25 protein-coding genes are annotated in these 23,018 nt (G+C 73.2%); 10 read left to right on the top strand and 15 right to left on the bottom strand.

All coding sequences use genetic code 11. The features are described 5' to 3' along the window. Position 1: 1 nt before the first annotated feature. Genes GFH29_RS14490 through GFH29_RS14510 form a run of 5 tightly spaced genes read right to left on the bottom strand, consistent with a single transcriptional unit; the run spans position 2 to position 4,646 of the window. A complete protein-coding gene (locus GFH29_RS14490; protein ID WP_153324524.1) occupies positions 2-781 on the bottom strand; it encodes an ABC transporter ATP-binding protein in 780 nt (259 codons plus the stop codon). Next, the gene (locus GFH29_RS14495) at positions 778-1,803 is read right to left on the bottom strand and encodes a FecCD family ABC transporter permease (RefSeq protein ID WP_228387507.1); all 1,026 of its coding nucleotides are present in this window, start codon (positions 1,801-1,803) and stop codon (positions 778-780) included. Before GFH29_RS14495 ends, GFH29_RS14490 begins: the two co-directional genes overlap by 4 nt. Next, complete coding sequence (locus GFH29_RS14500; RefSeq protein WP_153324525.1) at positions 1,800-2,819, bottom strand: FecCD family ABC transporter permease; 1,020 nt, start codon at positions 2,817-2,819, stop codon at positions 1,800-1,802. Before GFH29_RS14500 ends, GFH29_RS14495 begins: the two co-directional genes overlap by 4 nt. Then, on the bottom strand, positions 2,812-3,627 hold the full coding sequence (locus GFH29_RS14505) for a siderophore-interacting protein (RefSeq protein ID WP_153337329.1): 816 nt from the start codon (positions 3,625-3,627) through the stop codon (positions 2,812-2,814). Before GFH29_RS14505 ends, GFH29_RS14500 begins: the two co-directional genes overlap by 8 nt. 8 nt (positions 3,628-3,635) lie before the next feature. After that, positions 3,636-4,646, bottom strand: coding sequence for an ABC transporter substrate-binding protein (locus GFH29_RS14510; RefSeq protein ID WP_153324527.1), 1,011 nt, complete (start codon positions 4,644-4,646; stop codon positions 3,636-3,638). A 65-nt stretch (positions 4,647-4,711) separates the two neighbouring features. Here GFH29_RS14510 and GFH29_RS14515 point away from each other — a divergent pair, with 65 nt between their 5' ends. Then, on the top strand, positions 4,712-5,533 hold the full coding sequence (locus GFH29_RS14515) for a helix-turn-helix domain-containing protein (protein WP_228387508.1): 822 nt from the start codon (positions 4,712-4,714) through the stop codon (positions 5,531-5,533). Between the two features lie 6 nt (positions 5,534-5,539). On the opposite strand, the gene rsrA is transcribed toward GFH29_RS14515, so the two are convergent. Together rsrA and GFH29_RS14525 are read right to left on the bottom strand one after the other, a co-directional pair. Further along, positions 5,540-5,830 (bottom strand): mycothiol system anti-sigma-R factor, encoded by a 291-nt coding sequence (gene rsrA, locus GFH29_RS14520; protein WP_153324528.1) that lies wholly within the window; start codon positions 5,828-5,830, stop codon positions 5,540-5,542. Continuing rightward, positions 5,830-6,492: a sigma-70 family RNA polymerase sigma factor gene (locus GFH29_RS14525; RefSeq protein ID WP_153324529.1), complete on the bottom strand. Its 663-nt coding sequence runs from the start codon at positions 6,490-6,492 to the stop codon at positions 5,830-5,832. The genes rsrA and GFH29_RS14525 overlap by 1 nt, the downstream gene beginning before the upstream one ends. A gap of 204 nt (positions 6,493-6,696) precedes the next feature. On the opposite strand from GFH29_RS14525, the gene GFH29_RS14530 reads away from it, so the two are divergent. Further along, positions 6,697-7,254: a GrpB family protein gene (locus GFH29_RS14530; RefSeq protein ID WP_153324530.1), complete on the top strand. Its 558-nt coding sequence runs from the start codon at positions 6,697-6,699 to the stop codon at positions 7,252-7,254. Positions 7,255-7,395: 141 nt separating this feature from the next. After that, positions 7,396-8,697: an HNH endonuclease signature motif containing protein gene (locus tag GFH29_RS14535; protein WP_153324531.1), complete on the top strand. Its 1,302-nt coding sequence runs from the start codon at positions 7,396-7,398 to the stop codon at positions 8,695-8,697. A gap of 105 nt (positions 8,698-8,802) precedes the next feature. Here GFH29_RS14535 and GFH29_RS14540 read toward each other — a convergent pair whose 3' ends face one another. Both GFH29_RS14540 and GFH29_RS14545 read right to left on the bottom strand, forming a co-directional pair. After that, positions 8,803-9,474, bottom strand: coding sequence for an alpha/beta family hydrolase (locus GFH29_RS14540; RefSeq protein WP_153324532.1), 672 nt, complete (start codon positions 9,472-9,474; stop codon positions 8,803-8,805). Continuing rightward, positions 9,471-10,235, bottom strand: a complete 765-nt coding sequence (locus GFH29_RS14545; protein WP_153324533.1) for an SOS response-associated peptidase — start codon at positions 10,233-10,235, stop codon at positions 9,471-9,473. Before GFH29_RS14545 ends, GFH29_RS14540 begins: the two co-directional genes overlap by 4 nt. Before the next feature lie 64 nt (positions 10,236-10,299). Here GFH29_RS14545 and GFH29_RS14550 point away from each other — a divergent pair, with 64 nt between their 5' ends. Genes GFH29_RS14550 through rsgA form a run of 3 tightly spaced genes read left to right on the top strand, consistent with a single transcriptional unit; the run spans position 10,300 to position 13,134 of the window. After that, on the top strand, positions 10,300-10,824 hold the full coding sequence (locus tag GFH29_RS14550; protein ID WP_153324534.1) for a DoxX family protein: 525 nt from the start codon (positions 10,300-10,302) through the stop codon (positions 10,822-10,824). A 35-nt stretch (positions 10,825-10,859) separates the two neighbouring features. Continuing rightward, positions 10,860-12,134, top strand: coding sequence for a 3-phosphoshikimate 1-carboxyvinyltransferase (aroA, locus tag GFH29_RS14555; RefSeq protein ID WP_228387509.1), 1,275 nt, complete (start codon positions 10,860-10,862; stop codon positions 12,132-12,134). A 7-nt stretch (positions 12,135-12,141) separates the two neighbouring features. Then, positions 12,142-13,134: a ribosome small subunit-dependent GTPase A gene (gene rsgA, locus GFH29_RS14560; protein WP_153324536.1), complete on the top strand. Its 993-nt coding sequence runs from the start codon at positions 12,142-12,144 to the stop codon at positions 13,132-13,134. A gap of 5 nt (positions 13,135-13,139) precedes the next feature. Here the strand turns inward: rsgA and GFH29_RS14565 are convergent, their stop codons facing one another. Continuing rightward, positions 13,140-13,577, bottom strand: a complete 438-nt coding sequence (locus GFH29_RS14565) for a DUF2231 domain-containing protein (RefSeq protein WP_153324537.1) — start codon at positions 13,575-13,577, stop codon at positions 13,140-13,142. A gap of 41 nt (positions 13,578-13,618) precedes the next feature. Between GFH29_RS14565 and hisN the strand changes: the two genes are divergently transcribed. Continuing rightward, a complete protein-coding gene (gene hisN / locus GFH29_RS14570; RefSeq protein ID WP_194289555.1) occupies positions 13,619-14,506 on the top strand; it encodes a histidinol-phosphatase in 888 nt (295 codons plus the stop codon). A gap of 113 nt (positions 14,507-14,619) precedes the next feature. Continuing rightward, positions 14,620-15,051: a CBS domain-containing protein gene (locus tag GFH29_RS14575; protein WP_153324539.1), complete on the top strand. Its 432-nt coding sequence runs from the start codon at positions 14,620-14,622 to the stop codon at positions 15,049-15,051. A gap of 10 nt (positions 15,052-15,061) precedes the next feature. On the opposite strand, the gene lepB is transcribed toward GFH29_RS14575, so the two are convergent. Then, entirely contained in the window at positions 15,062-15,850 is a 789-nt protein-coding gene (gene lepB / locus GFH29_RS14580; RefSeq protein WP_153324540.1) for a signal peptidase I, read from the bottom strand. 80 nt (positions 15,851-15,930) lie between these two features. Between lepB and GFH29_RS14585 the strand changes: the two genes are divergently transcribed. After that, complete coding sequence (locus tag GFH29_RS14585) at positions 15,931-16,299, top strand: FKBP-type peptidyl-prolyl cis-trans isomerase (protein ID WP_153324541.1); 369 nt, start codon at positions 15,931-15,933, stop codon at positions 16,297-16,299. 59 nt (positions 16,300-16,358) lie between these two features. Here the strand turns inward: GFH29_RS14585 and GFH29_RS14590 are convergent, their stop codons facing one another. Next, positions 16,359-16,607, bottom strand: a complete 249-nt coding sequence (locus GFH29_RS14590; RefSeq protein ID WP_153324542.1) for an RNA-binding S4 domain-containing protein — start codon at positions 16,605-16,607, stop codon at positions 16,359-16,361. Positions 16,608-16,651: 44 nt separating this feature from the next. Then, positions 16,652-17,917, bottom strand: coding sequence for a DUF445 domain-containing protein (locus tag GFH29_RS14595; RefSeq protein WP_323368665.1), 1,266 nt, complete (start codon positions 17,915-17,917; stop codon positions 16,652-16,654). 115 nt (positions 17,918-18,032) lie between these two features. Between GFH29_RS14595 and GFH29_RS14600 the strand changes: the two genes are divergently transcribed. Further along, on the top strand, positions 18,033-19,607 hold the full coding sequence (locus GFH29_RS14600) for an MXAN_6640 family putative metalloprotease (protein ID WP_153324543.1): 1,575 nt from the start codon (positions 18,033-18,035) through the stop codon (positions 19,605-19,607). Between the two features lie 70 nt (positions 19,608-19,677). Here GFH29_RS14600 and GFH29_RS14605 read toward each other — a convergent pair whose 3' ends face one another. Both GFH29_RS14605 and GFH29_RS14610 read right to left on the bottom strand, forming a co-directional pair. Then, on the bottom strand, positions 19,678-19,968 hold the full coding sequence (locus GFH29_RS14605) for a chorismate mutase (protein ID WP_153325809.1): 291 nt from the start codon (positions 19,966-19,968) through the stop codon (positions 19,678-19,680). Positions 19,969-20,032: 64 nt separating this feature from the next. Then, the gene (locus tag GFH29_RS14610; protein ID WP_153324544.1) at positions 20,033-22,861 is read right to left on the bottom strand and encodes a crotonase/enoyl-CoA hydratase family protein; all 2,829 of its coding nucleotides are present in this window, start codon (positions 22,859-22,861) and stop codon (positions 20,033-20,035) included. Between the last annotated feature and the right edge of the window lie 157 nt (positions 22,862-23,018).

Here is a 23,018-nt window from a genome sequence, read left to right on the forward strand (position 1 = left end):
CTCAGAAGCCCGCCGTGGGCACCACCATCGGGGTCCCGGCGACCGGGTCCGGGACCACCACGCAGGGCAGGCCGAAGACGTGCTCGACCAGCGCGGCGTCCATGATCTCGCCGGGCGCTCCCTGGGCCACGATCCGCCCGTCCTTCATCGCGACCAGGTGGTCGGCGTAGCGGCAGGCCTGGTTGAGGTCGTGCAGCACCGTCACGATCGTGCGCCCCTCGTCGCGCAGCCGGGCCAGCAGCCCGAGCAGCTCGTACTGGTGCGCCACGTCGAGGAAGGTCGTCGGCTCGTCGAGCAGGAGGTACGACGACTCCTGGGCGAGCACCATCGCGATCCAGACCCGCTGGGCCTGGCCGCCGGAGAGCTCCTCGACGGTCCGGGTGGCCAGCGCGGTCACCCCGGCGGCGGTCATCGCGCGGTCCACCGCCGCCTCGTCGGCCTCGGTCCAGGCGCCCAGCAGCGACTGGTGCGGGTAGCGCCCGCGGCGTACCAGCTGGGCCACCCGGATCCCCTCGACCGGGACCAGCCCCTGCGGCAGGAAGCCGAGCTCGCGGGCGACCGCCTTGGAGCGCAGGGTGGCCAGGTCGCGCCCGTCCAGCACGACCCGCCCCGACGCCGGCGCCAGCAGGCGGACCAGGGCACGCAGCAGCGTCGACTTGCCGCAGGCGTTGGCACCCACGATCGCGGTGAACGCCCGGTCCGGCACCGCGAGGTCCAGACCGGTGGAGATGGTCCGCTCGCCGTAGGCGAGGGTCAGGGCGTCGGCGACCAGGCGGGTCATCGCTTCACTTCCTTCAGCAGCAGCCAGATGAGGTAGGCCCCGCCGACCGCGGTGGTCACGACGCCCACCGGGAGCGCCACGGGCGCGAGCAGGACCTGGGCGAGCAGGTCGGAGGCCGACAGCAGGACCGCCCCGGTGAGCGCCGCCGGCAGCAGCGGCACCCCGGCCGCGCCGGCGAGCCGGCGGCCGACCTGCGGCGCCGCGAGGGCCACGAAGACGATCGGGCCTGCCACCGCTGTCACGGTGGCCGTGCAGCCGACGCCGACCGCGATCAGCAGCAGCCGCAGCGGCCCGAGACGAACGCCGGTGGTGACCGCGAGCTCCTCCCCCAGCGCCGACTGGTGCAGCGCGCGAGAGGCGGCCACGAGCACCACCGCGAGCACGCCCAGGACGAGGAACGGCAGCCGCACCTCCTCCCAGTCCAGGCCGTTGAGCGAGCCGGCGCTCCAGCCGGCGGCGACGATCGCGACGTCGAGCTCGGCGCGCAGCACCAGCCAGGCGTTCACGGCGGTGAGCATCGCGTTCACCGCGATGCCGATGACGACCAGCCGCAGGCCGCTGAAGCCGGCCTGGATCGAGAGCAGGTAGATCACGGCGGCGGTCGCCAGGCCGGCGACGACCGAGCCGGCCGCGAGCTGGGCGGCGCTGCCGCCGAGGACGGTGATCACCAGCAGCGCGCCGGTGTAGGCGCCGGCGTCCAGGCCGATGACGTCCGGGCTGCCGAGCGGGTTGCGGGTGAGGTTCTGGAAGATCGCGCCGGCCAGCCCGAGGGCCGCCCCGAGCACGAGGCCCGCGACCACCCGGGGCGCGCGCCACTCGGTGACCACCACCGACCGCGGCCCGTCGCCGGTCAGCGCGGCCCACACCTCGCCCGGCGGGTCCCAGCCGGTGCCACGGGAGAGGCCGAGGAAGGCCAGCGCGGCGGCCGCCAGCGCCAGCAGCAGGCAGGCCAGCGCCCCGCGCCGCTCCACGAGCAGGACCGGGCCGCCCAGCGGCACCCGCAGGGTCGTCCCGGCGCTCACATCGCCACCGTGCCGTAGCGGCGTACGACCCAGATCAGCACCGGGGCGCCGAGGAAAGCCGTCACGATCGCGACCGGCACCTCCCCGGTGGGCAGCAGCAGCCGGCCCAGCACGTCGGCCGCGAGCAGCAGCGCCGGGCCGAGCAGCAGGCTGAAGGCCAGCAGCCAGGGCACCGAGCCCCGGGCCAGCCGTCGCGCGAGGTGCGGCACGATCAGCCCGACGAACGCGATCGGCCCCGCCACCGCGGTGGCGGCGCCGGCCAGGACCGTCACCAGCACGACGACCAGCACCCGGGTGCGTACGACGTGGGCGCCGAGGGCGTGCGCGACGTGCTCGCCCAGCGCGAGCGCGTCCAGCGGGCGCGAGAGCAGCAGCGCGCCGAGGAGCGCGGCGAGCACGACCAGCACCGGCAGCGTGAGCGGGGTCTGCTCGCGCCCGGCCAGCGACCCGACCGCCCAGAAGCGGTAGTTGTCGAAGACCTCCGGGCGCAGCAGCCGGATCCCCAGCGACAGCCCGGCGAGCACCGAGCTCAGCGCGACCCCGGCGAGCAGCAGCCGCACCGGCGAGCCGCGCCCCACGGCGTACACCGCGACGGTGGCGAGCAGGGCGCCGACGAGTGCGGCGAGGAGCTGCGCGACCTGCGAGCCGGACTGCCACAGCGCCTGGGCCACCACGATCGCGAAGCCGGCGCCCGCGGTCACGCCGAGGATCCCCGGCTCGGCGAGCGGGTTGCGGGTGAGGGTCTGGATCAGCGCACCTGCGGTGGCCAGCGCGGCGCCGACCACGACCGCGAGCAGGGTGCGCGGCACCCGGATGTCACGCACCACGACGTGGTCGTCGGTGCCGGAGAAGTCGAGGAGGGCGCGCAGCACCTCGACGGGCGCGATGCTGCGCGTCCCGACGCAGATGCTCACGACGGCCAGCAGCAACACCGCCGCGGCCGCGCCGAGGAGCAGTACGCCGCGGCGTGGACCCGCCCCGCCCACCTGCGCGGGCCGATGGGCGAGCTCAGTCATCGAGGCCGGCGACCCCGCGCTTCCAGTAGCCGGTGACCATGCTCTCCGCACAGTGTTCCCGGGCCCAGGCGCGCAGCGCCTTGACGTCGCCCGCCTCGCCCGCGGCGAAGAGGAAGGTCCGCCCGGGCGGCAGCGCCAGGGCGGCCACCGCCTCGGCCAGGCGCGAGCCGTCCCCGCGCTCCAGCCAGGTCACCTCGACACCGGGCCGGGAGGCGAGCGGGTAGTCGCGCTCGGCCGCATGGTCGGTGTCGACGAGCACGTGGGCCGACACGTCGGCCGGGGACTCCTCGAGCCAGCGGGCCAGCGCCGGCAGCCCGGTGTTGTCGACGGCCAGCACGTGGTGGTCGAAGCCCGTGGGCCAGACCTTCGCGCCGGGCGGGCCGGCGATCACGACCTCCTCGCCCACGGCGACCGATGCGGCCCAGTCCGCGGCGAGGCCGCCCGGGTGCACGACGAAGTCGAGGTCGATCTCGTGGCGCGCCGGGTCGTGGCGCCGCACGGTGTACTTGCGCGTCGGCGGCACCGGGCGCACCCAGTCCAGGCTGTCCTCGTCGTTGGGCACCGGGTCGTTGCGGGTGCCGTCCGGGAAAGCGAAGACCACCTTGACGTGGTCGTCGGCCTGGTAGGTGTGGAAGCCGGCCAGCTCGGGGCCGGACAGGGTCAGGCGCACCATGGTCTCGGTGACCTGCTCGCGGGCGGCGACGCGCACGCGGCGTACGCCGATCGGGTAGCCGACCCGGGCGATGCCGGTTCCGGTGCGCTGGTGCAGGGCGACCCGGATGCCCGGGTCGGAGCGGTCGATCGACATCGGCGCGCTCACCCGGCCAGCAGCGGCGCGAGCACGGCGTCGAGCTCGTCGAGGGTGCGCAGCGCGGTCTCGTAGGTCGAGGCCTCGGTGAACCGCACGCCGATCGCGCGGTCCGCCTTGACCGCCGGGAGGCTCTTCCACAGCGGGGAGTCGAGCACGTACTGCACGGCTGCCGGCGCCTTGCCGTCGTCCTCGAGGGAGTAGGTGATGACGTCCACGTCGCCGAAGCTCTCCGGGAGCTCCTCGATCGAGGGGTACTCCGAGACGTCGCCGGCGCCGCCGGTCTTCTTGGCGACCTCGCCGGGGTAGCGCGCGCCGATGTCCTCGGCGATGTTCGGGCCCCACGAACCGGCGTACTCACGCATGAAGCTGCCGGCGCTGGTGTCGCCGTAGGCGCCGAGGTGGCCGAAGGTCGCGGACTCCAGGAGGTCGGCGTACTTCTCGCTGAGCTCGGCGGCGCGCGCCTCGTAGGCGTCGCGGGCCTCCTCCCAGGCGTCCAGCTCGCCGGCCGCGTCGAGGTGGCGACGGCTCAGCTCGCGCCAGCCGGAGGGCAGGGCGGGGCCGATGGCGGCGACCGGGGCGATGGACTCGAGGCGCTCCAGGTCGATGTCGACCAGCGCGGGCGCGGGGACGCCGATGATGATCAGGTCCGGCTCGGCCTCGGCGATCGCCTCGTAGTTGGTGGAGTCGGCGGTCTCGCCGGCGACCTTGGTGAGCGACTCGTAGGTCGCCAGGTCCTCCTCGCTCATCAGGTTGGTCCCGCGCTCCCAGCTGGAGATGCCCACCAGCTCGGCCTCGGCCTCGATCAGGCTCGGGACGGCGTAGCCGGTCGCCACGATGCGCTGCGGGTCTGCCGGGATCTCGATGTCACCGTTGTCGGCGGTGAAGACCCGCGTCTCCGCGGAGCCGTCGTCCCCGGTCTCGGCATCCCCCCCGCCGCACGCGGTGAGGGCGAGGGCCAGTGCCGTGGCACCGGCGAAGGCCGTGAGGGACGGACGGGCGAACGGGCGCGAGCGCATGGAGCTCCTTCGACGATTTCTGGACAGGCGTCCGAGAAGACGAAGGTAAGGCTAGCCTTAGCGCTGTGTCGTCGATATCTCCCGGAGGACAGCCGTCGCCGTTCGCAGGACATCTCGACGCGATCGTCGAGGAGTACGGCTACGGGATCGGCCCGCCGACCGGCATGGTCGTGCTGCGCTACCGCCGAGCGGAGGGGCTCAGCGTCGCCGACACCCGCGATGACCACCTGCACTGGCTCTACGTGAGCCCGGACGGCGTCTTGTGCGTACGCCGCGCCGGCGCCACGACCTACCTCGCGCCCGGCACGGGGTTCTGGGCGACCCGCGGCCACGTGCACCAGATCGCCTCGCTCTCCGCGGCCGGCGTGCTGCGAGTGGGCCTGCGCGAGGCGCCGCCCGCGCTCAGCGACCTGGGAGCGGGACCGGTCGAGGTGCCCGCCTCCGTCCTCAGCGCACTGCTGGACGTGACCCGCCCGAACGTGAGCGAGGAGGCGGGCCTGGCGGCGCGCGCGGTCCTGATGGCCGGCGTGCGCGACAGCGGGGCTGTCGTCCCGCCCCAGGAGCCCGGCACCGGGCTGGGCGCCGGCTACGCCCGTCGGGTCGCGGCCGCACTGAGCGCGGACCCCGCCGACGACACCACCCTGCAGGAGTGGGCCGACCGGCTGCACATCAGCGCGAAGACCCTGCAACGCGACTTCACCCGCGAGTTCGCCACGTCGTACACCGAGTGGCGCTCGCGACTGCGGCTCCAGGCCGCCCGCGCCCTGCTCCGCACGCTGCCGGTCAGCGAGACCGCGCACCGAGTCGGCTACGCGAGCCCCTCGGCGTTCGTCGGGGCGTTCACCCGCCAGTACGGCGAGACGCCGGGCCAGTGGGCCCGCCGCTGAGGGCGCTCAGCCCTCGGTGATGCGGACCTGCACCTCGCGCAGCCGGAAGACCACCCGGTCGCGCAGCTCCTGCGGAGCCGCCTCGGAGCAGGACCTGGCGACGACCGACTTCACCGTGCGCTGGAGGTCGTACTTCTCCAGGCAGGGGTTGCAGGTGTCGAGGTGCACGCGGACCGCGTCGCAGTCGGCCTCGGCCAGCTCGTTGTCGATGAAGTAGACGATCTGCTCGAGGTAGTCCGCACAGTCGGTGGCCGAGGGCTCACCGGCGGGCGCGGCGCTGTCGGGCTGCTCGGCCATCACCTGCCCCCTGCCCGCGAGCTGGCGGTGAGCAGGTCGTTGCGCCGCACGTAGTCGGAGAGCATGTCGCGCAGCTGGCGACGCCCCCGGTGCAGACGCGACATCACGGTGCCGATGGGAGTGTCCATGATCTCGGCGATCTCCTTGTAGGCGAAGCCCTCGACGTCGGCAAGGTAGACCGCGAGGCGGAACTCCTCGGGCAGGCGCTGGAGCGCGTCCTTCACCTGGGAGTCGGGAAGGTGCTCGAGCGCCTCCATCTCCGCCGACTTCAGCCCGGTGGAGCTGTGCGACTCCGCGCGGGCGAGCTGCCAGTCCTCGACGTCCTCGGACATCGACTGCTGCGGCTGGCGCTGCTTCTTGCGGTAGGTGTTGATGAAGGTGTTGGTCAGGATCCGGTACAGCCAGGCCTTCAGGTTGGTCCCGGGCCGGAACTGGTGGAAGGACGAATACGCCTTCGCGAACGTCTCCTGGACCAGGTCCTCGGCGTCGGCAGGATTGCGCGTCATGCGCATGGCCGCGGAGTACAGCGGGTCGAGGAACGGCAGGGCGTCGCGCTCGAAGCGGGCAGCGCGCTCCGCGTCGGTCTCGGCAACAGGGTCGACGGGGGTGTCCGCAGGGGCCTGCAGGGCCTCCTCGAGGCCGGGCTCGGTGATATCAGTCATCACGTCCCAGCGTACGCCGCCGACCGGCGCTTCCATCAGTACCGTCACGCAGTCGAGAACGTCGCACGCCGCGCTCTCATTCCCGACTGGCCCTCGGTGGTCCGGTGGCAACCGTCGGTCGCGTGCCGGTTCCGGCGGTCGGGGCCGTCGGGCGAGCTCGTCGAGACCTGCCGGCGCGCGGTCGCGCGATGGAATGCTGGCGCCGTGCCCACTCCACGCGAACCTCGTCGGCCCGATGTCACCACGGCAGAGCTCATCGGCGGCGTGGAGAAGCGCGACCTCCTTCTGGAGGAGTATCAGCCAGGTTGGCCGGAGGCGTTCGCAAGCCATGAACGACGCATCCGCGAGGCGCTCGGACCGATCGCCCAGGTCGAGCACATCGGGTCGACCTCTGTGCCAGGGCTGGCTGCGAAGCCCATCATCGACATCCTCGTCGTGGTCGAGGACATCACGGGCGAGGAGGACTATCTCAGCCAGCTGGTCGACGCAGGCTACGAACTTCGAGTCCGGGAACCGGGCCACCGCATGGTGCGGACCTCTGCCCGCGACATTCACGTGCACATCGTGGAAGCCGGGGATCCGGCCGCCGACGACTACCTGCTCCTCCGCGATCACCTCCGCGCTCACCCCGATGACCGCGCGCTGTACGAGCGCACGAAACGGTCCTTGATCGCCGAGGACTGGGTGGACATGAACGCCTATGCCGAGGCCAAGACCGAGGTGATCGCCGCGATCAAGGCACGCGCCCGGAGACTCGCCTGAGCGCTCACGCGAACAGCGGAGGAACGCCTCGCACCCCCGCCTGGCCCGGCCCGTCCGGCCGGGCCCCGCGCGGGGACAGGTCTTTACCTTCGATTCCACCCAACCCCTTTTCCTCGAACGCGCGTTCGATTAAGATGAGGCATGGCCGACTCCGAGCTCCCCGAGTGCGACACCCCAGCCGCGGTGCTGGCGTTCGCTCAAGCCCGCCGGGCCGCTGCCCAGCGGGCGGAGATCGACGTCTTGGAGGCCGCTCTGGTGTGGGCCGCGATGCACCCCGAGGAGTCGGTCGCCGATGCGGCGCCGACGGCCGGGCTGGTGTTCGGCGAGCTCGCGGTGCCGCTGGCCGGTGAGGGGGCGCCGCTGGTGGCGGAGTTCGCGCCGATCGAGTTCGGCGCAGCGATTGGCATGTCCACCGACTCCGCGCGGTCCTTGGTGGGTGACGCGTTGGAGCTGGCGCACCGGTTGAAGCGGACCTGGAAGCTGGTCCGCGCCGGCAGGGTCCCACTCTGGAAGGCGCGGCGGCTCGCGCAGCTGACCACCACCCTGCCGTTGGACGGTGCGGAGTTCGTGGACCGTCAGCTGGCCGCCTTGGTCGGGAAGATCAGCTGGGCCGGGATCGAGCGGCTCGTTGACCAGGCCCGCGTGATGTTTGACCCTGAGGGTGCGGAGAAGCAACGCCGCGAGGCCGCCGACGGTCGCCGCTTCGACGTCCACACCGACGAGGCCACCCACGACGGCACCGTGCACGTCGAAGGCGTCCTCGACCTCGCCGACGCGATCGACCTGGACACCGCGATCCGTCAGGGAGCTGAGGAGCTCGCCGCCCTCGGATCCACCGAGTCATTGGACGTGCGTCGCTCCATGGCCGCCGGCGAGCTCGCGCGACGCCAGCTCGCTTTCGACCTCCGGGCGGAGGCCGGCGACGGCGCCGCATCGGTGGTCAAGCCCCGCCAGGTCGTCATCCACGTGCACCTCTCGCACGCAGCGATCTCCCGCGACGAGTCCGGCATCGCACACGTGGAAGAGACCCGATCCATCGTGTCGACCGAGCAGGTCCGCGACTGGTGCAGCGGCGACGCCCAGGTGGTCATCAAGCCGGTGATCGACCTTGAGACCCACCACCACACCGACGCCTACGCCGTCCCCGACCGGCTCGCCGACCAGACCCGTCTGGCCCAGCCGGTCTGTGCCTTCCCGTGGTGTGAGCGCCCCGCGCGGCGCTGCGACACCGACCACGTCACCGCCCACGGTGACAGCGGGCCTACGTGCAGCTGCAACCTCGCCCCCCTCTGCCGACGCCACCATCGCGCCAAGACCCACACCGGCTGGGCCTACGACAAGACCGACGCCGCGACGTACCTCTGGCGCTCACCCCACGGGCTGCACTTGATGAAGGACCGCGGCAGTACCCAGCTCGTCACCGCGCACCCGCCGGACGAGTAGATCCACCGCCCCGGACCCTGCCAGCAGCCGGCGGGGCCGTATCCCTGCCTCGCCGGTGTTTCTCAGTGCCCTCACGAGTTCGACCCACGGGATATATCCCGGCGCTCAGGCCCCCGTGCCGTCCCGGGACCCGCAGATGTCACGGACCACCCACTCGAGCACGGACTCGACGACCACCTCGAGGGCACTCTCCTGCGACAGCGGGCCGCGGGCGCCGACCTTGAGGCCGTGGTCGGCGCCGGGCACGACCGCGAGGTCGACGCCGCCGATGCCCTCGGGGAACTCGTCGGGGCGGCCCATGGCGTCGCGTTCGCCCTGGACGACGAGCGTGGGGACGCCGGTGCCCTCGAGCTCGGCGAGGCGCGAGCGCTCGGGGCGGCCGGGCGGGTGCAGCGGGAACGACAGCGCCAGGCATCCGGCGGCGCCGGCCCGCGAGGCGCAGCGCGCTGCCGATCGGGCACCGGCGGAGCGCCCGCCCAGCACGAGCGGTACGCCGTCGCGTGGCGGCAGCGCCGCGACCGCGGCCATCAGCGCGACATCGAGCGTCGGCGGCGCCGTGGCGATCTTGCGACCGGCGACGCGCCAGGGCTGCTCGAGTCGCACCACCGTCACCCCCTGCGGGGGCAGCGCCGCGGCGAGCGCCTCCAGGTCCCGGCTCTCGATGCCGTTGCCGGCACCGTGGCTCATCAGCAGCACCGCGGTGGGGGTGCCGGCGGCCGCGTCGGTCACCAGGCGGGCGGGGCCGTAGGCGGTCTGCAGCGTCTGCTCGGCACTCATGTCACCAGCTCCTGGGGGACGTCCTCGAGCGGAAGCGGCTCGACCAACGACGGGTCGTTGTTGCGCACGTTGCTGACCGCGCGGGACACGGCGTACGCCTCCAGCCGGCCCGGCTCGGCCGGCGTCAGCAGGTCCAGCAGCCTGTCCTGCGCGGCCCGCGGGTCGAGCCAGTCGTGCCAGCGCTCGCGCTCGACCATGAGCGGCATCCGGTCGTGGATGCGCCCGAGGGAGTCCTCGGCGTCGGTGGTGATCACGGTGCACGTCCAGCGGAACCGCGCCGGGTCGTCCTCGGCCTTGTCCGGGTCGCGCCAGATCTCATAGAGCCCGGCCATCGCCAGCGAGCCGCCGTCGCGTGGACGGATGAAGAACGGCTGCTTCACGGGCTTGCCGTTGCGGCCCTTCTCGGAGGTGGCGTACCACTCGAAGTAGCCGTCGGCGGGCAGCAGGCAGCGGCGGGCCGCGAACGCCTTGCGGTACGCCGGCTTCTCCGCGACCGTCTCCATGCGGGCGTTGATCATCCGGTTGCCGATCGAGGGGTCCTTGGCCCACGACGGCACCAGCCCCCACCGCAGCACGCGCAGCTGACGGTGCGGCGGCTCCTCGCTCTCCCGCGACGGCGGACGCTCCAAGACGGCGTACACCTCCTTGGTGGGGGCGACGTTGTAGTCGGGCTCGAGGGCAGCCTCGATCATCGTCTCGGCCACGTCGAACTCCTCGACGAGCTCCTCGGGGCTCCGGCTCGAGGCGTATCGGCCACACATGGGAGCCAGCCTAACGGCGCCGGAGGCGCGCGTGCCCGGTCCCAGCAGCGGGTACGGGGCCACCATGACCGTCAGCAGACTGATCGCCCGCCCGATGCTCGCCTCCGTGTTCGTGGTCGGCTCGGCCCACGCGCTGCGCAACGCCGAGACCCTCGCGCCCAAGGTCCAGGCGGTGGCCGACAAGATCGGTCCCGCGCTGCGCAGCGTCGGGGTCCCGGCGCCCTCCGACCCCGCCACCCTGGTCCGGATCAACGCCGGCACCCAGATCGCCGCCGGCCTGATGCTGGCGACCGGCCGGGCCCCGAGGCTCTCGGCCGGGGTGCTGGCGGCGACCCTGGTGCCGGCGACCATCGCCGGGCACCCGTTCTGGAAGGAGTCCGACCCGGCCGCCCGCAGGCGGGAGATGACCGGCTTCCTGCAGAACACCACCGTCCTCGGCGGGCTGCTGATCGCCGCCGGTGACACCGAGGGCAAGCCCGGCCTGGCCTGGCGTGCCCGCCGCGTCGCCAAGGACGCACGCCGCGAGGGCCGCCACCTCGCCGCCACCGCGCGCCGCGAGGCCGCGCTCGCCAAGGCCAAGGTGTCCTGAGCGCGGCCCGCCGCAGGTGCCCTAGTCTGTCGCGGGTGACGAGCCTGCCCGATCCCTGGCCCGCGCCCCGCGCGCACGCACCCGTCGACGCCGTGGTCTCGTTGCCGGGCAGCAAGTCGCTGACCAACCGTGCGCTCGTGCTCGCCGCGCTCTCCGACGGGCCCTCCGTCGTACGCCGACCGCTGCACTCGCGGGACTCGGCGCTGATGGTCGCGGCGCTGCGCGCGCTCGGCGTGGGCCTCGACGCCACGGGCGAGGACGCTCAGGACTGGCGGGTGACCCCGGCTCCGCTGACCCGCGACGCCGCCGTCGACTGCGGCCTGGCCGGCACCGTGATGCGGTTCGTGCCGCCGGTCGCCGCGCTGTCCACGGGCACCGTCGCCTTCGACGGCGACGCCCACATGCGCAACCGCCCGGTGGGTGAGGTGCTCAGCGCCCTCCGCGCACTCGGCGTGGACGTCGAGGGCGACGCGCTGCCGTTCACCGTGCGCGGGGCCGGGTCGGTCCGCGGCGGACGGGTCGTGGTCGATGCGTCCTCCTCCTCCCAGTTCGTCTCCGCTCTGCTGCTGGCCGGCGCCCGCTTCGACGACGGCGTCGAGGTCGTCCACGACGGCAAGCCGGTGCCCTCGCTGCCGCACATCGACATGACCGTCGCGGTGCTGCGCCAGCACGGCGTGGACGTCGATGACTCCCAGGCCGACACCTGGCGGGTATCCCCCGGCCCGATCCGCGCCGTGGACCACCTGATCGAGCCCGACCTGTCCAACGCCGCGCCGTTCCTCGCCCTCGCCGCCGTCTCCGGCGGCACCGTGACCGTGCGCGACTGGCCCCGCGCCACCACCCAGGCCGGGGACGCGCTGCGCGAGATCCTCACCGCGATGGGCTGCGAGGTGGCTCTCGACGACACCGGGCTGCGGGTCACCGGGCCCGCCGAGCTTCGCGGGGTCGACCTGGACCTGCACGACGTCGGTGAGCTGGCCCCGGCGGTGGCCGCGCTCTGCGCCCTGGCCACCACCCCCTCGCACCTGCGCGGCATCGCGCACATCCGTCACCACGAGACCGACCGGCTCGCCGCGCTCGCCACCGAGCTCGGCCGGCTCGGCGCCGACGTGGACGAGCGCGAGGACGGGCTCTCCTTCCGTCCGGCTCCGCTGCACGGCGGGGTGTTCCACACCTACGCCGACCACCGGATGGCCCACGCGGGCGTCATCGTGGGCGCCGCCGTGGACGGCGTGCTCGTCGAGGACGTCGCGACCACCGCCAAGACCTTCCCCGACTTCGCCGGCTTCTGGTCCGGCCTGTTCGCCTGAGCACCTGATGGCCACCGGTCGCTACTCCACCCACGACATCGAGCACTACGACCGACCGCGGCGGCACACCCGTCCGCGCACCAAGGACCGACCGTCGTACGACGACGCGGTGCGCGGCGTGGTCGTGACAGTGGACCGCGGACGCTTCACGCTGCTGGTGGACGGTCGCACGGTGACCGCCATGAAGGCCCGGCCGCTGGGTCGCAAGGGCGTCGTGGTCGGCGACCGGGTCCGTGTCGTCGGCGACGTCTCGGGGGCCGACGGGGCGCTGGCCCGCATCGTGGAGGTCGAGGAGCGGCTGACCACGCTGCGGCGTACCGCCGACGACGACGACCCCGTCGAGCGGATCATCGTGGCCAACGCCGAGCAGATGGTGATCGTGACCGCGCTCGCCGACCCCGAGCCGCAGCCGCGTCTGCTCGACCGCGCCCTGGTGGCGGCGTTCGACGCGGGCATGCAGCCGCTGCTGTGCCTCACCAAGGCCGACCTCGCCGACCCGGCGCCGCTGCTCTCGACGTACAGCTCGCTGGGCGTGCCGTGGGTGGTCACCCAGCGCGGCGGCGACCTCGACGAGCTGCGCACGCGGCTGGCGGGCCGCACCAGCGTGATGCTGGGCTCGAGCGGCGTCGGCAAGTCCACGCTGGTCAATGCCCTGGTCCCCGACGCCCACCGCGACGTCGGCCACGTCAACGCCGTGACCGGGCGCGGGCGCCACACCTCGACCTCGGCCTACATGCTCTCGCTGCCCGGCGGCGACGGCTGGATCATCGACACCCCCGGCATCCGCTCCTTCGGCCTGGCCCACGTCGAGCCGGAGCACCTGATCGAGGCCTTCCCGGACCTCGACGAGATGACCGAGGAGTGCCCGCGCGGCTGCACCCACGGCGACGCGGAGCCCGAGTGCGGGCTCGACGAGGCACTGGCCGCCGGCACCGTCGACCCCGAGCGGGTCGCGTCGTTCCGCCGACTGCTCGCGGCGCGCAGCGAATCGGCCTACTGAAAGGCTCAGCGCCCGCCCCACACCGCCCGGGCGCCGGCGTCCCCGGTCGCGATGACGGCCACCAGCGTGGCGACCGCCGCCAGCGCCAGCAGCACCCGCACGACGAGACCCACGGCGCCGGGACGGCGGTGCAGCAGCCCCGCCGCCACGGCCAGGACCGCCAGCACCAGCGTCGCCGTCAGCGCGTACGCCGCCCGGTCCTCGTGGCTCGCGACCGCAGGGAGCTGGCGCAGCGCGGGGTTCGCGTCCAGCAGGTCGCTGCCGGAGAGGTAGGCCGCGACCACGAACCCGGCCGCCACCACGGCCGTGGCGACCATCGGCCCGCGCGCCCACTGCCGGGCGCGCGGGACGACGTACACGAGGGCCAGCAGGGCAGCCAGCGGGCCGAGCACGACCGCCCCGTGGATGACCAGCGCGTGCAGCGGCATTCCGTTGATCTCCATGCGCGGATCATGCACGGGTCGCCTGAAAGTAGCCTGTGCCTGTGGCCACCGACTTCACCGACGACCTGCGCCTCGCGCACGTCCTCGCCGACGACGCCGACTCCCTGACGACGGCGCGGTTCAAGGCACTGGACCTGCACGTCATGAGCAAGCCCGATCTCACCCCTGTCACCGACGCCGACCAGGCCGTCGAGGAGGGCATCCGCCGCACCCTGTCCCGGGTCCGCTCCCGCGACGCGATCACCGGCGAGGAGCAGGGCTCGAGCGGCACCAGCGCCCGGCGCTGGATCGTCGACCCGATCGACGGCACCAAGAACTTCGTGCGCGGTGTGCCGGTCTGGGCCACGCTCATCTCGCTGGTCGTCGACGACGAGGTCGTCGTCGGGGTGGTCTCCGCGCCGCAGCTGCAGCGGCGCTGGTGGGCGAGCAAGGGCGGCGGCGCGTGGACCGGGCGGTCCCTGCTGAAGGCCACCCAGTGCCACGTCTCCGACGTGCGCCGCCTCGAGGACGCCTCGCTGTCCTACTCCAGCCTGTCGGGCTGGGAGGAGCGCGGTCGCCTCGACGACTTCCTCTCGCTGATGCGGCGCTGCTGGCGCACCCGTGCGTACGGCGACTTCTGGTCCTACATGCTGCTCGCCGAGGGCGCGGTGGACATCGCGGCGGAGCCCGAGCTGGAGGTCTACGACATGGCCGCGCTCGACGTGATCGTGCGCGAGGCGGGCGGCCGGTTCACCTCGCTGGACGGCAACGACGGCCCGTGGGGCGGCAACGCGGTGGCCACCAACGCCCACCTTCACGACGCGGCGCTGGCGTTCCTGGCCTCGATGCCCCACGACGAGTCCGACCCCGACTCCCGCTCGCACGGCCACGGCTCGGTCTCCGACCTGCGCGCCCACCGGCTGCGCGTGGCCGACGAGTCCTCGGACTAGACCGCGACCGATCCGGCCCACGCGGTGCCCCGCGGGGCCTGTTCGGCGCGCCCGAACGGCAGTACGGTCGTCGCAGCGCCGCCACGACGCGGCCCGAGCGACGGAGGTCCGCCATGAACATCGACGACGTCATGCGGGCCAAGGAGCGGCCCGAGGTGGTCACGATCCGCCCTGAGGCCGATGTCCGGGAGCTGCTCGTGCTGCTCGCCGAGCACAACATCGGCGCGGTCGTCGTCAGCACCGACGCCGAGACGCTCGCGGGCATCGTCAGCGAACGCGACGTCGTACGCCACCTGCACGACGACGGCACGGTGGCCGACACCACCGTCGGCGCGATCATGACGGTCGACGTCGAGACCTGCGCCCCCGACACCGACCTGGACGCCGTGATGCAGACGATGACCGACCGCCGGGTGCGGCACCTGCCGGTGCTGCGCGACGGAGTCCTGGTCGGCGTGGTCAGCATCGGCGACGTCGTGAAGCACAAGATCGGCCAGCTGCAGTTCGAGCGCGACGAGCTCGACCGCTACGTGCACCAGTCCTGACCGGGCCGGCTCACTTCTCGCCGAGTGCCTCGGCCAGGTCCTCGAACGCGCTGGGACGCTCCAGGAGACTGATCCGGTCGGCCGGCCAGACCCGCGAGAAGACCTTGCCGACGACCAGGTCGACCGGCACGAACTCCTCGCCGGACACACAGTCGGTCTCGACCCGGTCGCCGCGGCACATGTGCACGCTGGAGTCGGCCGAGGCGTCGCGGTGGTCGCCCATCACGAAGACGTGCCCCGGCGGCACCGGACCGGCGGTCCAGGAGCAGTCCTGGGTGGGCATCGGCCCGTCGCACTCCTCCTCGTTGCGGGTGAAGGAGTCGCTGTCCAGAGGCACGCCGTTGATCAGCAGCCGGCCCTGCTCGTCGCAGCAGCGGATCACGTCACCCTCGACGCCGATCACGCGCTTCACCAGGTGACCGCCGGTCGGGTACAGCCCGATCTTGCTCAGCACCTCGGCGACCGCGCCGCCCGGCTCCTCGCTGGCGGCGCCGGCGAGCCAGCCGCCCGGGTCCTCGAAGACCACCGCGTCGCCGCGCTGCGGGCCGTCGTCGCCCCAGTAGGACACCTTCTGCACCAGGATCCGGTCGTCCACCTCCATCCCGGGCTCCATCGACCCCGAGGGGATGTAGAAGGCCTGCACGAAGAAGGTCTTGACGATGAAGGACAGCACCAGCGCCGCCGCGAGCAGGATCAGCGACTCCTGCCAGACCGAGAGCCGGCGGTGGTGCACCGGAGCCGCGGCCTCAGCCTCCGTGTCGGATGCTTCGCGCCGCTCATCGTCCTTGTGCACGTCCACCTCTGTTCCTCCCGCCCCGGACCCTCACCGTGGCGGTGGCTATCGTGGCACGTCATCCCTGACGCAACCGAGAGGGCACCATGAACAAGCCTGAGATCGACTTCCCTGACTTCGACGCCCCGTCCGACCTGGTCATCACCGACCTCACCGTCGGTGAGGGCGAGGAGGCCAAGGCCGGCCAGACCGTGACCGTGCACTACGTGGGGGTTGCGCACTCGACCGGCGAGCAGTTCGACGCCTCCTACGACCGCGGCGAGCCGCTGACGTTCCGCCTGGGCGTCGGCCAGGTCATCGCCGGGTGGGACACCGGCGTGCAGGGCATGAAGGTCGGCGGCCGTCGCCAGCTCGTCATCCCCCCGCACCTGGGGTACGGCGACCGCGGCGCGGGTCGCGACATCAAGCCCGGCGAGACGCTGATCTTCGTGTGCGACCTGGTCGCCGTGCGCTGACGCACTGACACACCCCGGGGCCGTCGGCCGCCGGGGCGCCCGGGGTCCTCACCCCCGCTTCACCAGGGCAGGTCGTCGGTCGCCGACTCATCGGCGACCCGGGCGGCCTGCGGCCCGAGGACCACCACGTCGCCCCGGACGAGCTGGCGGCCCCGTCGCGTCTCCACCTCGCCGTTGACCAGCACCCGCCCCTCGGCGAGCGGCGCCTTCGCCTCCGCACCGCTCTCGACCAGGTTGGCCAGCTTGAGGAACTGCCCCAGCCGGATGGTGTCGCGGACCGGGACGTCGAAGGGCTCGGGAGTGGGCATGGGACAAGTCAACCCCACCGCTCCCCGCCCCCGCAGGGCCGGCCTCAGGGCACGAGCACGCTGAGGGTGTGGATCAGCACGCCGACCAGGCCGCCGACGATCGTTCCGTTGATCCGGATGAACTGCAGGTCGCGCCCGACGTGCAGCTCGATGCGGCGCGCGGCCTCCTTGCCGTCCCACCGCTCGATCGTGTGGGTGATCACCGTGGTGATCTCCGCGCCGTACCGCTCGACGCCGAAGACGGCCGCGTCCGCGGCGAGGCCGTCGAGACGCTCGCGCAGCTCCTGGTCGTCCTGCAGGCGCTGGGCGAACGCCGCCAGCTCGACGAGCAGGCGGCTGCGCACCGCGCCCTCGGGGTCGCGCAGCGAGGTGGTGAGCGCGCGGCGCAGCGCGTTCCACAGCGACACCGCGGAGGCGATCACCTGCGGGTGGTCCAGCAGCCGGTCCTTGAGGCGTTCGGTGCGCTCCTGGGTGCCGGGGTCCTCCAGCAGGTCGTGGGCCAGCTGGTCGAGCATCGAGTCGAGCGCCTGGCGCGCCTGGTGGCGCGGGTCGTCGCGGATGTCGGCCACCCAGCGCACCAGCTCGACGTGGATGCGCGCGGTGACGCGGTCGTTGAGCACCGGCGGCGTCCACCACGGCGCCCGCTCCCCCAGCACCGCGGTGACGGTCTCGGGGTTGGCCACCAGCCAGTCGTGCAGCTCCGAGACCGCGAGATCGACCAGACCACGGTGCAGGTCGTCGCGCAGCGTCTCGGAGAGCAGCCCGCCGAGCAGCGGCGCGATCGGCTCCTCGTGGAACCGCGGCACGAGCGCGTCGCGCACGAGGGACTCCACGTGCTCGTCGCGTACCTTGCTCAGCCCGATGGCCGCCACGTCGGCGAACTCGTCGACCACCCGACGCGCGTGGCTGGGCTCCCCGAGCCACCGCCCCACCCGCAGCGAGACCTCGGCGCTCCCGATCCGCTCGCGGATCACCCCCTCCTGGAGGAAGTTCTCGCCGACGAACTCCTCGAGGCCCTGACCGAGCTGGTCCTTGCGCTTCGGGATCAGCGCCGTGTGCGGCACGGGGATGCCGAGCGGGTGGCGAAAGAGCGCCGTGACCGCGAACCAGTCGGCGATCGCGCCGACCATGGACGCCTCGGCGCCGGCGTTGACGAAGCCCCAGAACCCGTCCTCGCCCCGGGTCAGCGCATAGACCAGCGCCGCCAGCAGGAGCAGCGAGACCGCGACCGTGCGCATCCGGCGCAGCCCTTGGCGACGGACCTCGTCGGCAGCCGGATCCCCGGTGATCATCTCGATGGTGGCACTCACGTGGCGATTGTGGCCGACGCCCGAAACGTCGCGTGTTTGCCATTCCGCTCCGGGGGGGCAGTCTTGGCGGGAACGTCGGCGCCCGGGCGCCGCACCACTGACACGAAGGAACTTCATGCGCCGCACCGCCGCTGCTGTCCTCGTGGCACTGAGCACGGCCTTCACGGTCCTGCCAGCCACGCTCCCCACCACCTCATCCGCCGCGAGCGCCCACGAGGACGAGCCCCAGCCGGCCGAGGACGACGGCGGCGCAGTCGCTGCCACGCCCGAGGCCGCACAGGCGGCGCTGGAGGGCGCCACCGAGCTCGTGGAAGGCACCGCCAGCGAGGCCGAGCGGGCGGAGGCGACCCTGACCCTGCGCGACCTGGCGGTCTCCCTGCCGCTCCTGCGCGGCGACGACCGCGCCCGGGCCGAGGCCATCCTGGCCCGCCCGACCGACCGCGGCAGCGACAACTACGGCGACGGCTACTCCGTGTCCTCCAAGCGCAAGTGCAAGGGCAACGTCTGCGTCCACTGGGTGCCCAGCACCGCAGACGCCCCGCCGAACCGGGCCTGGGTCAACACCAACCTCGCGGTGCTCCACAAGGTCCTGCGTCACAGCAAGAAGATGGGCTACCGCGCCCCCACGAGCGACCGCCCCGTCCCGGGCAACAAGGGCGGCAACGGCAAGTTCGACGTCTACCTCGCCGACGTCGGCAGCCGCGGCCTGTACGGCTACTGCGCCCCCGAGTACCTGCGCACCGACAAGAAGGGCCGCGGCCGGGCCATCGGCTACTGCGTCCTGGACAACGACTTCGCCGAGTTCCCCGGCTCCGCGAAGGCCAACCTCCGCGTCACCGCCGCGCACGAGCTGTTCCACGCCGTGCAGTTCTCCTACGACGTCAACGAGGACCGGTGGTTCATGGAGTCCACGGCGACCTGGATGGAGGAGCGCTTCGCCGACGCTGTGAACGACAACCGCCAGTACCTCCCCCAGAGCCAGGTCGCGCAGCCGGTGCGGGCCCTCGACACGTTCTCGACCACCGGCTACACCCAGTACGCCTCCTGGATCTTCTGGGAGTACCTCAGCACCCGCTACGGCAACGGCATCGTGCGCCAGGTGTGGGAGCGTGCGGTCCCCCAGCGCGGCAAGCTCTACTCGATCAAGGCGACCGCCGCGGTGCTGAGGAAGCGGGGTGGCTTCGCCAACGTGTTCCGCGCCTACTCCGCCGCGAACGCCCGCCCCGCGGCGTCGTACCCCGAGGGCAAGAGCTGGCCGGACCCGGCGATCTCGGGTCGCTACAAGCTCGCGCGCAAGGACACCAAGCAGGTCTCGCTGCGGCTCAACCACCTCTCCGCGCAGCACTACGTCGTGAAGCCGGCGAAGTCGCTGAAGGGCAAGAAGTGGAAGCTGCGGATCGCCGTCGACGGGCCCAACCGCGTCACCGCCCCCGGCGCCTACGTCCACGTCAACCGCAAGAAGGGCGGCTCGGGCAAGGCGGTCAAGCTCAACCGCAAGGGCAAGGGCGCCACCACGATCGCGTTCAACCGCCGCAACGTGCGCAGCGTGACGATCACGCTGACCAACGCCTCGACGCGCTACCGCTGCAACAAGCAGTCGGCCTCCGCGCAGACGATGTACAGCTGCCGGGGCAACCCGCGCGACCAGAACCTGCCGTTCCGGCTCACGCTCAAGACCCTCAAGCGCTGAGCACCATCCCTCGCTGAGCACCGTCGCCGGCGTCGCGGAGCGATCCGCGGCGCCGGCGACGTCGTTCGGCTCAGGCCTGCGGGTCCCCGGGCTCCGCGAGCCGGCGGTGGTTGCGGATGACCTCATCGATCACCAGGGCCAGGAACTTCTCCGCGAAGTGCGGGTCGAGTCCCGAGCTCTCGGCGAGCTGACGCAGCCGGGCGATCTGCACCGCCTCGCGAGCGGGGTCCGCGGCGGGCATCTCCGCACGCGCCTTGAGCTCACCGACCTGCTGGGTGCACTTGAAGCGTTCGGCCAGCAGGTGCACCAGGGCGGCATCGAGGTTGTCGATGCTCGACCGTAGTCGGGTCAGCTCGGCCATCGCGTTGTCGTCGCTCACGAGAGAATGCAAGCATCCCCGCCCGACACCCGCGCGCGGTGGGGGCTCAGCGGCCCCGCCACACCGGCGCCCGGTGCTCGGCGAACGCCGCGATCCCCTCGGCCGCGTCCTCGGAGGTGACGGCCACCGACGCGAGGTCGCTCTGCCGGGAGAAGGCCTCCTCCGGCGCCCACGTCGGGGACTCCGCGACGATGCGTCGGCTCACCTGCACCGACAGCGGCGCGTTCGCGACGATCTCCTCGGCCAGCGCCAGCGCGGCGTCGAGGACGGCGCCGGGCTCGGCGAGCCGGTTGACCAGGCCCAGCTCGGCCAGCCTGGTCGCGGGCATCGGGTTGCCGGTCAAGGCCAGCTCCATGGCCACGTTGCGGGGCAGCCGCTCGGTCAGCCGCATCACCCCGCCGGCCGCGGCCACCAGGCCGCGCTTGGGCTCGGGGATGCCGAACTGCGACTGCGTGGAGGCCACCACGAGGTCGGCGATCAGCGCCAGCTCGCACCCACCCGCCAGCGCGTGGCCCTCGACCGCGGCGATCACCGGCTTGGCGATCGGCAGCGCCGAGATGCCCAGCGGGCCGCGCTTCTCGGTGAGGGCGAACTGGCCGGCGGCCGCCGCCTTGAGGTCCATCCCCGCGGAGAAGGTGCCGCCGGCGCCCGTCAGCACCGCGACGCGCGCCTCGGGGTCGGCCTCGAAGGCGTCGATGACGCGCTCGAGCAGCCGGGCGGTACGCAGGTCGATGGCGTTGCGACGCTCGGGACGGTTCAGCGTGATCACCAGCACCGGCCCGCGACGCTCCACCAGCACCGGCGGCTCCGGCGCCTCCGGCAGGGCGGTGCGCTCCTGACCGGTGATCGTGAGGGTGCGGACGTCGTGGACCTCCGCGGACAGCCCGAGCGGGTCGCCGCCGACGATGCAGTCGAGCACCTCGGGCTGGGTGGTCCGCACCAGCACCCGAGCACCCTCGGGGGTCAGCACGCTGAGAATGCCGGCCTCGGGCGCGCCGTCGCGGCCGTACTGTGCGGTCGCGGCCTCCACGACGCCGGGCCCGGCGTAGGAGTCCAGCGCCGGGCGGGCACGCTCGGGCAGCAGCACCGGCGCCAGCGCGCGGTACGGCGTGCGCGGCGGGGTGGCCGAGTAGATCCCCAGGGCGTGCTTGGTGACGAACCAGCCCAGCGAGGTCGACAGGCCGTAGGCCGCCGGGTCGCTGCGCAGCCGGTCGACGAGGGTCGCCACAGCATGGGTGCCGTAGTTGTTGCCCGGCCCGCCGGCGAAGGTGAGCCCGCCGGTGACCGAGAGCGGGCGCTCGGGGTCGTCCAGCGGCAGCCCGAGCTCGCTCGCGGCGATCTGCACCGCGGCGGGGAAGCAGGAGTAGAGGTCGACGTGGCGCACGTCGTCGGGGCCGATGCCGGCGTGCGCGAACGCCGCCTCGCCGATCGCCCGGATCGCCGGTGACGCGGCCAGCTCGCGACGCTCGGAGACGAACCACTCGTCGTACGCCGCGGCGCCGGCGTGCAGGAAGACCCACTTGTCCTGCGCGATCCCCAGCGCGGTGGCGGCCGCGACGCTCGTGACGACGACACCGGCGGCGAGGTCGACCTGGAGGTTCGCGCACAGCAGCTTGGGATAGGGCTCGCTGATCATCCGGTTGCCGGCGTCCGGCGTGGCCAGCTGCTCGGGGGTGTGCGCCTGGGGCAGCCAGGCGTACTCGTTGCCGGCCGCGACCTCGGAGAGCCGCGACCACAGCCCGGTGATCGTGCGGCGGTGCTCCTCGGGGGTCTCCCCGGCCTTGGCGCGCAGCGCGGACTCCATCAGCGCGTAGGTGTAGACCGGCACCGTGAGCCCGGCCGCGGTCTCGGGGCCGTTGTTGGCCTCCCGGTCGCTGCCGAGCACGGTCGTCGGGACGACGTCACGCTCCTGCACCGGCCAGCCGAGGTCGATGCCCTGCTTCTGCGCGGCGGCCAGGGTGGCACCCGCCTCCGCACCGCTCACCAGCACCACCTCGGCGCGGCCGTCGGCCACCACCTGACCGGCGGTGTTGATCAGCACCTGCCCGGCGTCGCCGCCGTACGGCGCGGACATCGCGGTCTCGCTCGGCTCGGCACCGAGCTGCTCGGCGATCAGGCGCCCCGCGTCGCGGTAGGTCCACGAGGCGCTCGCGACGTAGTAGACCGCGTCGGCGGCGCGCAGCAGCTCCTCGCCCGCCCCGCTGTCCTCGGCCGCGCGCCGCAGCGCCCGGGCCGCGAGGGTCGCGGGGTCCTCGGCACCACCCTCGAGGTCGGGACGGCGCTGCACGACCTGCCCGACGCCGACGAGGACCGGGGTGCGGGGGTCCAGGCGGACACCGGTGCGCTCGTGCACCACGCTGCGCTGGGGGAAGCGGCTGCCGGTGCTCTCGGCGGGATCGGCGGCGAGGTCCGCAGCCAGCGCGGCGAAACGCTCGGCGGACTCCACGAGGGCCTCCTTGACGCTCGACTCGACCGTGGCGCCGAGCGGCCCCTCCACCGGGTCGCCCCCGATGCCGGCGCGGATCGTGAAGCGGACCCCGTCCGCCTCGTCCTGGGCGACCTCCATCCGCAGCGCGAGGGTGAGGTTCATCGGCCCGGTGCCGTCGAGCGCGGTCAGCCCCGCCTCCGCCTCCCGCACGACCCAGGAGATGTCGGCCGGGATGCCCATCAAGGTGACCTGCTCCTCGAAGGCGTCGCCGGCGCTCGCGACCTCCGGCGGCGCCTCGCGGAACGCCGCGTGCATGCTCAGCCAGTCCGCGTGCCGGGCCGGGTTGGCCACCAGGGCGCTCGCGACGGCGAGCGGGGCGGCGACCTCGGCGGTCGCCTCGACCAGGCGCGGGAAGCCGGTGAGCTGGGCGGGCAGGGCGGTGGCCATCGCGTCTCCAAAAAAAGTCAGGCATGACTGTTTGTTGACCGGATGCTAGCGCCTCCCGAACCGCCGCGCACCCTCTCCGGCCCGGACAGGCCCCGTAGCGGAGATCGGCGCGGCGCGGGCCGGCACCCACGCCAGTTACCGCATTTCGATGACCGGC

Origin of the sequence: Nocardioides sp. dk884 (assembly GCF_009557055.1) — a bacterium.
Taxonomy (GTDB): Bacteria; Actinomycetota; Actinomycetes; order Propionibacteriales; family Nocardioidaceae; genus Nocardioides.